Here is a 14,223-nt window from a genome sequence, read left to right as displayed (position 1 = left end):
AGGACATGTCGAGCATCACCAACGTCTTCTCTGGCAGCTACTCCGTCGACTCGCTCACGACCCGGCGCAATGCCGACCGGTTCGTGTCGCTCAAGGAGACGATGGAGGACCTGCAGCGCCAGCTCTCCACCGGCAAGGTCGCGGACGACTGGCAGGGGCTCGGCACGAACCGCCTGCCGTCGCTCGACCTGCGCTCGCGCCTCACCGCGATCGAGGGCTACGACGGGGTGATCAAGGACGCGACGCTGCGCCTCAAGGTCATGGACCAGACCCTGACGGCGCTCGACAAGAGCCGGACCGACGCCTCCAACGAGCTTTCGCTCGACAGCTACCAGTTGCGCACCGGTGGAACGCAGCAGGGGCAGATCATGCTGACGAACCGCTTCGTCGACGCGATCGACCTGCTCAACCAGAACATCAACGGCCGCTACCTCTTCTCGGGGCGCTCGACCGACGTGCGGCCGGTGGCGAGCGCCGACCTGATCCTCAACGGGGGCGGGGGGCTGATCGGCCTGAAGCAGGCGATCACGGACCGCAAGACGGCAGACCTCGCTGGCGGTCTCGGCGGGCTGTCCGTCGGTCTGTCCGGCACGACGGTGACGGTCACCAAGCCCGGCGCGGGCGGCCTCACCGTGTCCGGCGCGAACTCCTTCGACTTCTCGACCCAACCGTCGGCGGGCGCGGCCTATACGCTGACGCTGACCCTGCCGGACGGCACGACGGAGAGGCTGACGCTCACCGCCCGCGCCGCCACGGACACGGGCTCCGCGACCTCCACCTTCGCCATCGGCGGAACGCCGGCCGCTACCGCGGCGAACTTCCAGACGGCCCTCACCGCGGCCGTCACGGAACTCGCCGGCACGTCGCTGGCGGCAGCGTCCGCCTTGCAGGCCTCGCGGGACTTCTTCGCCGGCACCATCCCCGGCACGGTCGACTGGTACGTCGGCGACTCGACGGCATCGCCACGCCAGACGGCGCTGGCGCGCGTGGACGAAGGGACGCCGGTGGCGTCGGGAGCGCAGGCGGACGAGCCGGCGCTGCGGAACCTGCTCGCGTCGCTGGGGGTCATGGCGGCGGAGAGCTTCCCCTCGAGCGACCCGAACTCGCCAGAGCGCTACGACGCGCTGCGCCAGCGGCTCACCGTGGCGCTCGACGAGCCGACAGGCTCGCCCAAGGTGCACGATATCCAGACCGAGCTTGCGCTCGCATCCGTGGACGTGAACACCGCGAAGGATCGCAACGCGGCGAAGAAAGCCGTCCTGCAGACGCAGCTCGACACGGCCGAGAACGCTACGCCGGAGGAAGTCGTGGCGCAGCTCCTGAGCCTCCAGACGCAGCTGCAGGCGAGCTACCAGACGACCTCGATGATCTCGAAGCTGTCGCTGGTGAACTACCTGGGCTGACCCGCCCGCTGGCCGGTGCCACGGCGCATCGCCGACAAAAAAGCCGCGGCCCGTGCCGCGGCTTTTGTCTGTGTCCGGTCGCCGGGCCGGTCCCGCGCTCAGGCCGCTTCGGAGCGGGCGCGCAGTCCTTCGGCGATGTTGCGGTTGATCTGGATGAGGATGTCGGCGCGGCGCGGGTCGGGCTCGTGGGTGAGCTCGAGCGTGCGCTTGAAGATGAAAACGGCCAGGTTGGCGACGTTCTGCTTGATCGGCTTCGGGAGCGGGTTGCTCTCGTCCGTGACCGACGACACGAGCACGGTCCAAAGCTTGCGGTTGTTGAGCAGGACCGGTTCGAACTCCTGCTTGCGCATGTCCCATTCGTCGACGACCTGCTGGATGCGTGCCGCCGCCTTCAGCAGGACATGCGCTTCCAGTTCGCGGGGTGCCAGGCCGGCCTGCGAAACGGCACCGTAGGCCTTAGCCGCGTTGTGCATGGGACATCAACTCCGTCTCGTACTCGATCAGCTTCTTCGCAGACTTCAGCGCCTTATACATCTGGTCGGTTAAGATGTAGTTGTTGATGTCTGCGATGATAGGAACCGAGCTTGGTGCGGCCTGAGTAAATTGCGTTATCAGATCGATGTAAGGTTTCTGATATTTGGACATATCGTTTGCGATATACATCAATTGGACGGTGAAGTAGATCTTCTTCGCGACCGTATCGGCGCCGTCCTCGGTCAGGATGTCCTTCTCCCGCAGGATCGGACAGGTGCCCTCGATGAAGAAGCGGGCCCGATTGTCGCCGTTCCGCAGCACCACGTTTCCGATCAGGATCCGCTCGCCCGGCTTCAGCTCGACCTTGAGGGCCATGGATGCAACGTCTCCGCGAATGACCCGCGGATTGTGCGCCAAAGTAGTTAATCCGGACATAATCGCGCCCGGCGCGCGTTCACCATGACGGCGCCGGCAGGGCAGGCAGGAAGGCAAAAAAAGAGGGGTGGGCCGGGGCCCACCCCTCGATGATCGGTCGAAAGGACCGGATCAGAAGAGCCGCAGGACCTGCTGCTCGCGCTGCGAGGCGAGAGACAGCGACGTCTGGGCGAGCTGGGCGCGCGTGTTGAGCGACACCAGGTTGGCGCCTTCCTCGTTGACGTCCGCCAGGGTCAGCGAGTCGGCGCCGGCCTTGAGCGTGTTGATCATCGAGGTGGTGAACTCCTGGCGGGTCTTCACGATGGCCGCGTTGGCGCCGAGCGCGCTCGCCTCCGAACGCAGGGTCGTGATGGCCTTCGAGAGCGCCGTCAGCTGGGCCTGGATGGCCACGTCGCCGGCCGTCGCCGTCGTGCCGCCGGCCGCCGCGCCGATCGTCCAGGCACCGGCCGCACCGCCCGAAATCCCGAGGCCCGTGGCCGACAGCGCGCCGGTCGCGAGGTTCTGGACGTTGAGCGTGGAGGTCGTGGCCGAGGCGTCGAACTTGACGTTCAGCTTGTCGCCCTTCAGCAGGTTGATCCCGCCATAGCCCGAGTTCTTCATGAGCTCGTCGACCTGGCCGAGAATCGTGTTGTACTGCGTCATCAGCGACGCGCGGGTCGAGTCGTCGGTGCTGGCAGCAGCCGAGTTCGCGAGGCCCTGAGCCGTCTGGAGCAGCTTGGTCATGCCATCGATGCCGCTCGAGGCAGCCTCGATGGTCTTCACGGCCTGGCCCATCGCATCCTGGAGGTTCGACAGGTCGGTGGCGCGGTCATTCAGACCGGCTGCCGTGAAGAAGTTGAGCGGGTTGTCAATCGCCGTGTTCACCTTCTTGCCGGTCGCGAGACGGGTCTGCGCGGTCGCGGCTTCGGAGGTGGCCCGCTGGATCGACGTGAGAGCATCACGGATACCAGCCGAGAGAGTGACGCCAGCCATGGTACGGTTCCTTCTGGGTTTGAAGCGAGCGGTTCTTGCTCGTGACCCGAGGTTGTCCGTGGCCGCTTAAGCAATCATGAATTGCACCGTCTCCACCGGGACCTGCGCAGCCTCAGTGGAGGAGTGGTAAACAAACGCCGTGCGGCTGTTTACCAGCGCACGGCGTTCGGAAAGACTTCAGTAACGACGAGTTTCGACTGGCCTCAGAGGGCCTCGAAACGTCGGATCAGGGCCGCGAGGTCGAGGACGAGGTGCCGGCCGTTCCGCGCCGCCGCGGGGCCGCCGAAGTGGATGATCCCGCAACGCTGCGTGGCCAGGATCTCGTCGATGCCGTCGTCGGTGTCGCAGGCGAGGCGAAGCGGTTCCGGCAAGTTCAGGACCTCGCGCATCATCGCGAAGACCTTCTCGGTCGCCACCACCGTCCCGATGCCGGCGCGGCTCATCTCCATGATCGCGGCTTCCATTGCCGCCAGGGCCTGAAGCTCCTGCGCCACGTTCTCCGCGACGACGTTGAAGCCGTAGCCCAGCAGGCGCCGGTGCAGGTGCCACGCGGTCATCCAGTTGCGACGGGCGATGTTGAGGTTCAGCGCCACGCCCATGCGCTGGCAGGTGAACTCGGTGATCCGCTGGGCGAGGCTGCTGCGGCCCTCGACGGTCTCGAAGCCCCGGCGGGTGCAGAACGAGGCGAAGTACTCGAGGCCACCGCGGTATTCGTCCCAGCCTTCGAGGGTCTCGCGGTTGCCGACCTGCACGTCGCCACGGGAAATCGCCGTCACGATGGCGAAGGGTTCCGGCGCGAACAGCACGTCGGTGCGCATCAGCGCGTGCGCCAGGTGGGCGAAGAAGTGGTAGGAGACCGGCGAGAACGTCGCCAGAACGTCCGGGATGAGGTCCGTCCGGATGATGAACCACTCCGGGAACACGTGGGCCGATAGGAGCAGGTCGAGGCAGGCCGCGTGCTCGCCGGTGCGAAAGCGCCTTTCCTCGGCCAGCGGCCACGAGGTCCCGACGACCTTGTTGTTCTTGGTCTCGTCGAGCAGGAACCAGGGAGCATGGATGACGCCGATCGAGGGATCGGCCTCCATCCGGTCGATGTACTTCTCGACGATCTCGGCGATCAGGAGGTCGTCATTGCCGGCGTAGATCGCGTACTTCCCGCGTGCGGCACGCATCGAGCCGAGGAAGTTGGGCCGGAAGCCGAGGTTCTTCTCGTGCCGGGCGTAGCGGATCCGAGCGTCCGTCTTCATCCAGTCGGCGACGATGTCAGGCGTCTCGTCCGGCGTGCAGTCGTCATGGACGAGCAGTTCGAAGCTGTGCTTCGACGCCGAGAAGGCCTCCAGGTGGTAGCGTAGGAAGCGCTCGACCTTCAGGGGCCGCCCGTAGGTCGGCAGGACGATGGAGAAGACCGGGCGGGCGTTCTCCGGGCGAACGTCGGTCGTTTCGGCGGCGTCGGCGTGGCGCATCGGCGCGGCAGCGGACATCGGTGGCCTCCTCGGGAAGGGCGGTGGCCCAGTCAGAGCCAGAAGTGGCGGGCGTAGCCGTCGGCGAAGACGAGATCGCGGGCGCGGCCGATCTCGATCTCGGAGAACAGCGTTTCCAACCCGTAGTCGGCGAGGTCCACGTCCATGAACGTGTCGACGATCTCGAAGTAGTTCTTCTCCAGCACGTCGCTGGCCGGATCGAGGTTCGTCACGAAGACGAGCCCCGTCGGCGCGGCGTCGACGACGTGGATCTTCAGGTCCGGACGCCAGCGGCGCAGGATCGGGACGAGCTTCCACACGTCGCCCGCCCAGTAGTCGGGATGGCGCGAGCCTTCGCGGCGGGGGTCGCCCATGTCGCGGGCCGTGATCAGCGCGTCGCCGGGCAGGCAGTCGTGCATGACGACGACCGAGTTGCGCCGGCAGTGCTTCTCGGTGTTGAGGAAATCGCGCAGCAGGTACTCGAAGCGGTGCATGCCATCGAGGAAGGCGAGGTCGATGGTCTGCCCGAACAGGGCGCTCGGGCTGTGCTTGCGGAAGAACTCGTCGCTCGGCATCTGGAAGAGCATCGTCGTGGGCCGGGGCCCGATGACGTCGCCGGCGATGTGGAACTGCGGGTCGACGGCGATCGTCGCGCAGGACGCGAGGCGCAGCGTGCCGCCGGTGAAGGTGCCGATCTCGAAGTAGTTCCGCGGCTGGAGGCCGGCGTGGATGGCCCGGAGCACCTCCGCGTAGTTGAGACCCCGGACCCGGTCGAAGAAGTCCTTCGGAGCGATGTGCTGGTTCATGGTCTGCCTCCCGGCGGATCAGGCGGCCGCGCGGGCGGCGTTCTCGTTGTGCTGGTTGACCATCCACACGATGTGGGCAAGCTCGGACACGAGGATGTCCTTGGGCCAGCTCAGGAAGTCGGACAGCAGCTCGTCGTGCCCCTTCTCGAGCTGGGCGGCCGGGTCCTGCGAGAGCTTGACCGAGACGAGGAGGCCGGCCAGTTCGTCGGCCAGCGCCGGCAGCGTCCAGCTGCGCAGGAGGATGCGGAGCTGCCGCTCGTTCTCGCTCATGAGCTGCGGACGCGGACCGGGGCCGTCGAGCGGCGGCACGGTGAAGACGACGATGTCCTCGATGCCCTCGATGAAGCGGGCGCGCATCGCATACTCGCTGGCCCGCTTGCGGCGAAAATCGAGACCTGAGAAGTCCTCGTACTGGGCCAGCGACCGCTTGTCGCCGAGGTCGAAGAGTTGCAGGTCGCGCAGGACGTCGGGGTTCTCGCTGAGCGCGTGGTCGCTCATGTGGTTGAACCGGCGGTAGGCACGCGTGGAGCGGGCGTCGCGGGCCGCGACGAAATCGGCACCCTCTGCGCTGCGCCGCTTGATCGTGTTGTTGCGCTGGAACTGGTGCCAGACCGTCTGTTCGCGCGCCAGGAAGACGTCCCAGCCATGCGTGTAGAGGCGCATGGCGTAGGTCACCTCTTCCGTCTCGAAGTGCTGGTACGGGTCGTACGGCACCTCCTGGAGCATCGCGGCCTTCGAGAACAGCGCGCCGGCCATGACGAAGGGCATGCGGTGGCTCGTCTCGATCTTGCCTCCCTGCCACACGCCGGTGAAGCGCAGGGCGCCGTCCTCGAGGAAGCCGTCGGTGCGGATGATTCCCGGATGCACGTCCTGGATGAGATCGCCCGGCGTCAGGTAGGGCGGGGCGCAGGAGGCGAGCACCGCCTTCTCGCTGTCGCAGGACGCGAGCTCGTCGATGAGCATCGTGTCCCAGCCCTTGGCGAAGCGCATGTGGCTGTCGATCTGGAGGAAGTACTCCTCGTTGCGCCACATGGCCTGCGCGAGGAAGCGGGCCCAGCACACGCCCTTGCTCTCGCGCCAGTCGAAGAGGAGCTCGCGAACCTGCCCCGGGCGCGGCGGATCCACCTCGAAGAGGTCCTTGTCGAACTTGGGATCGTACTGGCAGACGAGTCCGAGGTGGATGCGCTCGGGCCGGTCGGCCTTCTCGAACATGTCCTTGATGGTGAGCTGGCACTCCGGATCGCGGAAGGAGGCGATCGAGACGAAGATGCGCTCCTTGCCCCACGCGTCGTCCGTGACGATGGGATCGTCAGGGGCGCGCACGGCAAGGGCCCTCTCGTAGTCCCGCTGGTAGGCGGGATCGCTCAGGCGGGCGTCGCGCAGGAGAGCCATGGCACACCTCGGTTCAAACAGGCGGACCCGAAAGTGCGACGTCTTGGTAAACGCGCGGTTAAGTTGCGGGTATGGAGGTTTACAACTCTCATGAAAAAGGGCGCGCCCCGGAGGACGCGCCCGATGCCAAGGCCGGTGGCGGATCAGCTGAACAGCCGCAGCACCTGCTGCTCGCGCTGGGCGGCGAGCGAGAGGGAGGTCTGGGCCAGCTGGCCGCGCGTGTTGAGCGAGATGAGCTTCGCGCCCTCCTCGTTGGTGTCCGCGAGGGTGAGGTAGTCGGCGCCGGTCTTGAGGTGATTGATCATCGCGGTGGTGAACTCCTGCCGAGTCTTGACGATCGCCTGGTTGGCGCCGAGCGCGCTCGCCTCGGCCCGCAGGACGGAGATGGCGTTCGACAGGCTCGTCAGCATGTTCTGCAGGGCCGCGTCGCCGATCGTGTCGCTGGCGCCGTTCGTCCACGACAGGGTGCCGGCCGACGCGCTGTTAAGGCCCAGATTGGTGGCCGAGAGGGCGCCCGTGCCGGTGCCGCCGGCCAGCGACTGCACGGTCAGCGTCGACGTCGTGCTCTGGGTGTCGAACTTGACGTTCAGCTTGTCGCCGTTGAGCAGGTTGATGCCGTTGTAGCCGGAGTTCTTCATCAGCTCGTCGGCCTGCGACAGCAGCTTCATGAACTGCGTCTGCAGCGACTTGCGCGTGTTCGTGTCGGCCGAGGCCGCGGCCGACGTCGCGAGGCCCTGCGCCGTCTGCAGGAGCTTCGTCATTCCGTCGATGCCGGAACTCGCCGCGTCGATCGTCTTCGTCGCCTGGCCCATCGCATCCTGGAGGAGCGAGAGATCGTTGGCACGGTCGTTGAGGCCGGCCGCGGCGAAGAAGTTGAGCGGGTTGTCGATCGCGGTGTTGATCTTCTTGCCAGTGGCGAGCTTGACCTGCGCTTCCGACGCTTGCTGCGTCGTGCGCTGGATCGTCAGCAGCGCGTCGCGGATGCCGGAAGAAAGGCTGACTTCGGCCATGGCGGTCTCCAATGGCGCAGCAAAGGCGCGAACGGATATCGTGGCCGTTAGGGTTAACGAGAAAGCCTAATTGATCGTTAAGGTAGAGAGAAAATCAGACGCTTCCGTTAGGTTGTGTGTGTCGATGCGAACCTTGCGGAGGCGGTCCTCGACGACGGGAGCCCTCCGTGGTCCGCCCCCGCCGCGACATGGCCCGTCCCCGCGAGCCTCCGGTTGATCTCGGCGAGACCGAGCGCCTTGGCGGCGTCCCACGACCCCAGCAGCTCGTAGGTTCGCTCGAACACGTAGGTCGAGAGGGACAGGAGCGCTTCCTTGTCCGTGATCGGCAACCCTGAATCGTCCTGCATCGCGGCCGTCGTGAAGATCGACCAGACGCGGCGGTTGCGATCGAGCACGTCGACGATGGCCGGAAGGGCGGGGGAGGGATCCTCCGCGAGCTTGCGCAGGTCGGCGGCACATTGCGTCAGGACGGCGGCCTCCAGCTTGCGGCCGGAGAGTCCTGTGCGTGAGGTGCGGGCATAGGCGCCCGCGGCGTGGTGCGCTGCGTTCATGGGTCGTGCGGCCGTTGGGAATCAGGATTGGGGATAGATGATCGGGTGCGCCGCTCGCGGCGGCGCACCCGGGGGCATCACCGCAGGAGCTGCAGGAGGCTCTGCTCCGCCTGACGGACGGTGTTCATGTTGGCCGTCGCGATCATCTGGCGGTTTGTCAGGGCCGCCTGGTTGGCGGATTCCTCGGCGACGTTCACCGCCGTCATGTCGTTCGCCACCTGCTTCAGCGTCGCGATGTTCGCTTTGTTGAAGTCGAAGCGCGACTGCATCATCGTCTTCTGCTGCGCGAGCACGTTCTGCGACAGGCGCATCTGCTGAAGATAGTTTGTCGACGCATTGATCGCGTTATCCATGTCCCCGTCATTGTTGTAGTTGTTGGTAGTCCAGCCCGCGTTACCGCCGATGTTCGTCGACGATATATTGTTGAACCAGTTTCCTGGATCCAGGCTGTTCGTGCGAATGCCGGAGACGACCGTGGTAGATGTCGGGTTGATGGCGACGGCCTGCTTCACCTCTCCCGTGTCGTTGAGGACTACGTCCATCGTCTCGCCCTTGAGCAGGTTCTGGAAGCCAGGAAGGCTCGCGTCGTTGACGAAGGTCCGCAGGTTCTGGTGGGTCGCGCGCATCGCGTCCGCCGCCATGCGGCGTGCCTCGCGGGCCGACGTCTGGAGCGTGGCCTGCGGGGCATAGGTGTAGGTCGTTCCCGTCGAGCTGGAGCCAGCCTGTGCGCTGACATTGACGCTCGCGCCAGCCGAGTCGACACCGCCGTACTGGCCGAACAGAAGGGTGAAGTCGAACGTGGCGCCGCGGTCCGCTCCGCTGGCCGTGTTGGCCTTCGGGTCCCAGTTCACCGTCTGGCCGAACGTGACGCTCTGCGTGTCGCTCTGGAGGGCAAAGTCCATCTTCTTCGTGGTGATGCCCCCCGACGACGTGGTGGCTGTCACGTTGACGCGGATTTCGTTCGTGCCGAACGCGCTGTTGATCGCGTCCCGCAGGGATTCCATGTCCTTGAAGTTGAATGCGGTCGTCTGACTGACGCCGTCGGCGCGCGTCGTCGAAACCGCCCCCGTCGAGTCGGTCGCGAAATCGCTCACCTCACCCACGGTTCCGTTTCCGGTGTGTTCGACGGCGCGGAAGAACCGTGTCGTGCTGCGTCCGGTGGCGGCATCAGTCAGCGTCATCGAGAAAACGTCGCCCGACTGGAACATCGCCGAACTGTTTGCATCCCTGACGGCATCGGCGGCGGATGCCGGCCGCTGCCGCACGAGAACCGTCGAATCCGTCTGGGAGCTGCCGTAGGCCTGCGCGGTCGACGCAACCGTCGCGACGGCGCGGCTCGCGGTCACGGCCTTGGCGCGGGCATCACGCAACAGCTGGAGCGTGCCCTCGAGGTTCTTCTGCATCGACGTAATGGCCTTGTCGGCCGTGTCGACGTTGGATACGGCCTGGCCGATGTTGGCGTTGACGGTCGAAAGGTCGTCGGCCTTGCTGTTGAAGGACTGGGCCTTGAAGTAGACGGCAGCGTTGTCGGACGCGGTATTGACCGTCTTGCCGGTGTTCAGCCTAGTCTGCACGCCGGTCAGGTCGTCCGTGACGCCCAGGAGGGCGAGCAGGCTCGAATTCATGGCGCTGGAAATCGCAATACTCATCTCGAAATCCTTTTGATGAACACGCAGAAGGAGACGTGCCAATGCATCGCATCCTGACCCGTTCGCATTAAATTGAAGTAAATAAGAAATAAACTATAAGTAGTGCGAAGTATATTCTGCAACCGTGCACGTCGGTCATTCGGCGCGTGCGCGAGCCGCCGAGGGGCCCGGGGCGGCCGGTGGGAGAAGACTTGATGGGATTTGAAGGTCGCCGCTCGGGGCCTCAGGCCGTCTTCTCGACGACGGCGCCTTCCGCTTCGGCGCGGCGCTGCTGCTGCTCGGCGATGGCGGCGCGCAGGCGCAGGAGGGTTTCGTCGGGGATCTGCTGGACGACCTGCCCGGTCTTCTCGTTCGTGACCCGGTAGACGAGGCTGCTCGTCTCCTCGTCGCGCGTGGTCTCGCGACGCAGCGGCTGGCCCTGCGGAGCCTCCATCGCCTGCAGCGTGCGGGCGGTGCGGGAAATGTCGACGCGAGTGGGGGACGAGTCCTCGACCGCGGTCACGGCCGCCTCGGAAGCCACCTCGGTGCTGACGCCCGCGCGCACCGCCGGAGTATCCGGACGGACGACGGGTTGGGCCGATGTCGTGTTCGGCCGGTTCGCGGGGCCGACGTCCATGTCGAAATCCTCTCGACTGATCCGGCCGTTCAGGCCGCGACCCATTCATAGAGTGCAAAAATTGCCGCGAAGTCAGCGGGCTCCTTAAAATTGCAGGAAGCCGCGCGATTGCCGGAACCGCGAGCGACGGGGCCGGTTGTCGGGAGCCAAACCCGATACCGGAGGTTCACGATGGCCATGAAGGAGAAGGGGCTCGAGGAGCTCTTCGTCGAGACGCTGAAGGACATCTACTACGCGGAGAAGCAGATCCTGCGGAACCTGCCTCGCATGGCGAAGGCCGCGACCACGGACGAACTGCGCAACGCGTTCCAGAAGCACAGGGACGAGACCGAGCAGCAGATCGAGCGGCTGGAGCAGGTGTTCGAGCAGATGGGCAAGGCGGCGCGCGGCAAGTCGTGCCAAGCCATCATCGGCATCGTCGAGGAGAGCCAGGAGGTCATGGACGAGTTCAAGGGCAGCGAGGCGCTGGAAGCCGGCATCCTTGCCTCCGCGCAGGCCGTCGAGCACTACGAGATCTCGCGCTACGGCACGCTCGTGACCTGGGCAAACCAGCTGGGCATGAAGGACGCGGCGAAGCTCCTCGGGCAGACGCTCGACGAGGAGAAGAAGACCGACATGCTTCTCACAAGGCTGGCGGAGCAGGCGGTCAACCGCAAGGCTGCCTGAGGCACCGGACGCGGGCCTCAGGCTCGGGCCTTGCGGTTCAGAGTGACCGCGAGATCAGCAGCGACGTGGCCGCCGGCTTCGTGGACGATGCCGGCCGCCCGGCGCCGTAGGTCGTCAGGGTCCGCGGCGCGGCGAGTTCGCTCGCCAGCGAGCGGACGATGCCTTCCGAGACGGAGCGCGCCGTCGCCAGCACGGTCATGTTCACCGTGAGGGCGTCGGACAGCCTCGCCTGCGCCTTTCGCAGGCGCTCTACGGCCGCAGGGGCCCAGCGGGCCATGGCGATGGCGTTGATCTTCAGCGCCTCGAGGCCGTGGACGTAGTCGCGCGCCGCCTCGCTCTTGGCCTGCGCGAGATCCGTCGCCTCCTTCAACCGGGACTGGCGCAGCAAGGCCGTCTCACGGCCGACGACGTCCTCCAGGGCCGCCATCAGCACGATCAGGCGCTCGGCCAGGGCTTCCGCCTCGCGGGGGGTGCCGACTGCCGGCGGACCGGCGGGGCGGGGATCAGGCTGACGGGGTTCTTGCGGGCGCATGGGCACCTCCCTGCAGGCGAAGAAGTTCGCGGTAGACCGCGTCGGCGACGCCGACGCCCCCGGCCTTGGACATCTGGCCGGCATATTCCTTGACGAGCATCCCGCGCCAGACTTCCGCGCCCGTGCCCTCCGTCCCCATCGGGCCCTCGCCCTGCAGGCCGGAGGTCATGTGGCCGAGCATGTTCTCGAGGAACATCGACTCGAAGTCGCTGGCGGTCTTCCACATCTTGGGGTCCCGGGTCCTGGCCGACGCCATCGTGCCGACGCCCGGGATGGAAGGGGTCTGGGAGAGGGTGGTCATCACATCACCTCGATGTCGGCCTGGAGGGCGCCCGCGGCCTTGATGGCCTGGAGGATGCTGATCAGGTCGCGCGGCCCGATGCCGAGGGCGTTCAGCCCGTCGACGAGTTCCTTGAGGGTCACCCCGTCGCGGACGAGCGCGAGCTTGTTTCCCTCGCCGGAGTCGACCCGCACGCCGGTGCGCGGCACAACGACGGTCTGGCCGTCGGAGAGCGCATTGGGCTGGCTCACCACCGGCTGCTCGGTGACCGTCACGGTCAGGTTGCCCTGGGCCACGGCCACGGTGGAGACCCGCACGTCCTTGCCCATGACGATGATGCCGGAGCGCTCGTCGATGATGACGCGCGCGCCCTGGTCGGGATCGACGCGCAACTGCTCGATGTCGGTGAGCAGCTGCACCATGTTGCCCTGGTACCGTGCCGGGATCTGGATCGCGACGGTGGACGGGTCGGTGGGCTCCGCGGTGTCGCTGCCCATGAAGTCGTTGATCGCCGCAGCGATGCGCTTGGCGGTGGTCAGGTCCGGATTGCGCAGGGCAAGCCGCAGCGTCTTGAGCTGGCGGAACTGGAACTCGATCTCGCGCTCCACGAGGGCGCCGTTGGCGATGCGGCCCACGGTGGGGACGCCCCGGGTGATCGTCGCGGCGTCACCGCCGGCGGTGAATCCCGACACCGCGACGGCGCCCTGCGCAACGGCGTAGACCTCGCCGTCGGCACCAAGCAGCGGCGTCACGAGGAGGGTGCCGCCGAGGAGGCTCTTTGCGTCGCCGAGGGCCGAGACGGTCACGTCGAGGCGGGTGCCCTGGGCTCCGAACGCCGGCAGGTTGGCCGTGACCATCACGGCTGCGACGTTCGCCGTCCGGAGGTTGGCGCCCCGCGTGTTGACGCCGAGACGCTCGAGCATGGCCTGCAGGCTCTGCCTCGTGAACGGCGAGTTGTTGAGGCTGTCGCCCGTGCCGTTGAGGCCGACCACGAGGCCGTAGCCGACGAGCTGGTTCTGGCGGACACCCTCAACCGACGCGAGGTCCTTGATCCGCGACGATGCGGCCTCGGCGGCCGTCGTGCCGACGAGAGCGGTCGCGGCGAGCGCCGCGGCGGCGAGGGACAGGAGGCGGGTGCGCAACGACATGGGGCACTCGGTTCGAGCCAGGACCCCGTTCGCATTGCCAGTCTCGTGCCACGGGGCAAGTCACTGAAAAAGCTTGCTGTTCTGGCGTGTGACGAGGCGGGCGTGGGAGCCCTTGCCGGTGCTGGCCACGCGCACCCGGCACGAAATGCCGGGTCATTTACCGCCGCTTAACCATGACGGGTCAGGCTGCGACGCAGGGCAGGCGCGTCCGCTATCCTGCCCTCAGGAGCCCTTCCATGCGCGTCGACGCGAAGCTTCCCATCGGCACAACCGGCGTCGCCCCGCGGCGCCAGGCCGGCGGTCGCTTCACCGTCGACACCCCCGCTGCGTCGTCCGCCGGCCCCGCGGCCGGCGCCTCCGCGACGGGTGCGCTGGGGACCATCGAGTCCCTGCTCGTCCTGCAGGGGGAGGAGGATCCCGCCCAGCGCCGCCGCCGGCAGGCAAAGCGCGGCGGGGACATCCTCGATTCCCTCGACAGGCTGAAGGCCGCGCTGCTTTCGGGGCGCATCCCGATGGTGGACCTGCTGCGCCTGCGCGCGCTCCTGGGGGAGCGCCGAGACGCCACGGACGATCCTCGACTCGACGAGGTCCTCGCGCACATCGAGCTCCGTGCGGCTGTCGAGCTCGCGAAGCTCGGACGCTGACTAAACGGTCAAAATCGGCACGTTCTGCCTGATCAGGCGTCGAACAGGCGTGAAAAACCCGCTTTTGCGACGGTTGCATGGCATCAATGCCCGTTGCCGCACCGGGGGTGCGTCGCTATAGTCCGCGCCGCCCGGCAGGGGCCCTGCGAAAGTCGGACATGGCTGGAAAAGCTGAAAAGGCACAG

General features: G+C 66.7%; 16 protein-coding genes. 3 read left to right on the top strand and 13 right to left on the bottom strand.

The window, feature by feature from the left end; translation table 11 throughout:
- Positions 1 to 5 precede the first annotated feature (5 nt).
- Positions 6 to 1,403 carry a hypothetical protein gene (locus ACX9GQ_RS17825; protein WP_459630920.1) on the top strand — a complete coding sequence of 466 codons (1,398 nt, stop codon included), beginning with the start codon at positions 6 to 8 and terminating at the stop codon, positions 1,401 to 1,403.
- A gap of 98 nt (positions 1,404 to 1,501) precedes the next feature.
- Here ACX9GQ_RS17825 and flaF read toward each other — a convergent pair whose 3' ends face one another.
- The 10 genes from flaF to ACX9GQ_RS17775 all read right to left on the bottom strand — a co-directional run bounded on the left by flaF (position 1,502) and on the right by ACX9GQ_RS17775 (position 10,768).
- Entirely contained in the window at positions 1,502 to 1,876 is a 375-nt protein-coding gene (gene flaF / locus ACX9GQ_RS17820) for a flagellar biosynthesis regulator FlaF (RefSeq protein WP_459630919.1), read from the bottom strand.
- Positions 1,860 to 2,252, bottom strand: a complete 393-nt coding sequence (flbT, locus tag ACX9GQ_RS17815) for a flagellar biosynthesis repressor FlbT (RefSeq protein ID WP_459630918.1) — start codon at positions 2,250 to 2,252, stop codon at positions 1,860 to 1,862. Before flbT ends, flaF begins: the two co-directional genes overlap by 17 nt.
- Positions 2,253 to 2,423: 171 nt before the next feature.
- Entirely contained in the window at positions 2,424 to 3,284 is an 861-nt protein-coding gene (locus ACX9GQ_RS17810; protein ID WP_459630917.1) for a flagellin N-terminal helical domain-containing protein, read from the bottom strand.
- 203 nt (positions 3,285 to 3,487) lie between these two features.
- Complete coding sequence (locus ACX9GQ_RS17805; protein ID WP_459630916.1) at positions 3,488 to 4,765, bottom strand: glycosyltransferase family 2 protein; 1,278 nt, start codon at positions 4,763 to 4,765, stop codon at positions 3,488 to 3,490.
- Positions 4,766 to 4,797: 32 nt separating this feature from the next.
- The gene (locus ACX9GQ_RS17800; protein WP_459630915.1) at positions 4,798 to 5,550 is read right to left on the bottom strand and encodes a class I SAM-dependent methyltransferase; all 753 of its coding nucleotides are present in this window, start codon (positions 5,548 to 5,550) and stop codon (positions 4,798 to 4,800) included.
- Positions 5,551 to 5,568: 18 nt separating this feature from the next.
- Entirely contained in the window at positions 5,569 to 6,942 is a 1,374-nt protein-coding gene (locus tag ACX9GQ_RS17795) for a GlcNAc-transferase family protein (protein ID WP_459630914.1), read from the bottom strand.
- 143 nt (positions 6,943 to 7,085) lie between these two features.
- Complete coding sequence (locus ACX9GQ_RS17790) at positions 7,086 to 7,952, bottom strand: flagellin N-terminal helical domain-containing protein (RefSeq protein ID WP_459630913.1); 867 nt, start codon at positions 7,950 to 7,952, stop codon at positions 7,086 to 7,088.
- A gap of 107 nt (positions 7,953 to 8,059) precedes the next feature.
- Positions 8,060 to 8,503, bottom strand: a complete 444-nt coding sequence (locus tag ACX9GQ_RS17785; RefSeq protein WP_459630912.1) for a flagellar biosynthesis regulator FlaF — start codon at positions 8,501 to 8,503, stop codon at positions 8,060 to 8,062.
- A gap of 77 nt (positions 8,504 to 8,580) precedes the next feature.
- Positions 8,581 to 10,194 (bottom strand): flagellin N-terminal helical domain-containing protein, encoded by a 1,614-nt coding sequence (locus ACX9GQ_RS17780; protein ID WP_459630911.1) that lies wholly within the window; start codon positions 10,192 to 10,194, stop codon positions 8,581 to 8,583.
- A 181-nt stretch (positions 10,195 to 10,375) separates the two neighbouring features.
- Positions 10,376 to 10,768 carry a flagellar protein FlaG gene (locus ACX9GQ_RS17775; RefSeq protein WP_459630910.1) on the bottom strand — a complete coding sequence of 131 codons (393 nt, stop codon included), beginning with the start codon at positions 10,766 to 10,768 and terminating at the stop codon, positions 10,376 to 10,378.
- Positions 10,769 to 10,939: 171 nt separating this feature from the next.
- Here ACX9GQ_RS17775 and ACX9GQ_RS17770 point away from each other — a divergent pair, with 171 nt between their 5' ends.
- Positions 10,940 to 11,434, top strand: coding sequence for a YciE/YciF ferroxidase family protein (locus ACX9GQ_RS17770; protein WP_459630909.1), 495 nt, complete (start codon positions 10,940 to 10,942; stop codon positions 11,432 to 11,434).
- 37 nt (positions 11,435 to 11,471) lie between these two features.
- On the opposite strand, the gene ACX9GQ_RS17765 is transcribed toward ACX9GQ_RS17770, so the two are convergent.
- The 3 genes from ACX9GQ_RS17765 to ACX9GQ_RS17755 are packed head-to-tail and all read right to left on the bottom strand — an operon-like array spanning position 11,472 to position 13,394.
- On the bottom strand, positions 11,472 to 11,966 hold the full coding sequence (locus ACX9GQ_RS17765; protein ID WP_459630908.1) for a hypothetical protein: 495 nt from the start codon (positions 11,964 to 11,966) through the stop codon (positions 11,472 to 11,474).
- Positions 11,938 to 12,267: a rod-binding protein gene (locus ACX9GQ_RS17760; RefSeq protein ID WP_459630907.1), complete on the bottom strand. Its 330-nt coding sequence runs from the start codon at positions 12,265 to 12,267 to the stop codon at positions 11,938 to 11,940. Before ACX9GQ_RS17760 ends, ACX9GQ_RS17765 begins: the two co-directional genes overlap by 29 nt.
- A complete protein-coding gene (locus tag ACX9GQ_RS17755) occupies positions 12,267 to 13,394 on the bottom strand; it encodes a flagellar basal body P-ring protein FlgI (RefSeq protein ID WP_459630906.1) in 1,128 nt (375 codons plus the stop codon). Before ACX9GQ_RS17755 ends, ACX9GQ_RS17760 begins: the two co-directional genes overlap by 1 nt.
- A gap of 236 nt (positions 13,395 to 13,630) precedes the next feature.
- Here ACX9GQ_RS17755 and ACX9GQ_RS17750 point away from each other — a divergent pair, with 236 nt between their 5' ends.
- Positions 13,631 to 14,038, top strand: a complete 408-nt coding sequence (locus ACX9GQ_RS17750; RefSeq protein WP_459630905.1) for a flagellar assembly protein FliX — start codon at positions 13,631 to 13,633, stop codon at positions 14,036 to 14,038.
- Positions 14,039 to 14,223: the final 185 nt, after the last annotated feature.

The sequence above is a fragment of the Alsobacter sp. R-9 genome (assembly GCF_054612375.1).
Note: the sequence above shows the minus strand (reverse complement) of the source record. Positions and strands in the feature narration are given on the sequence as shown.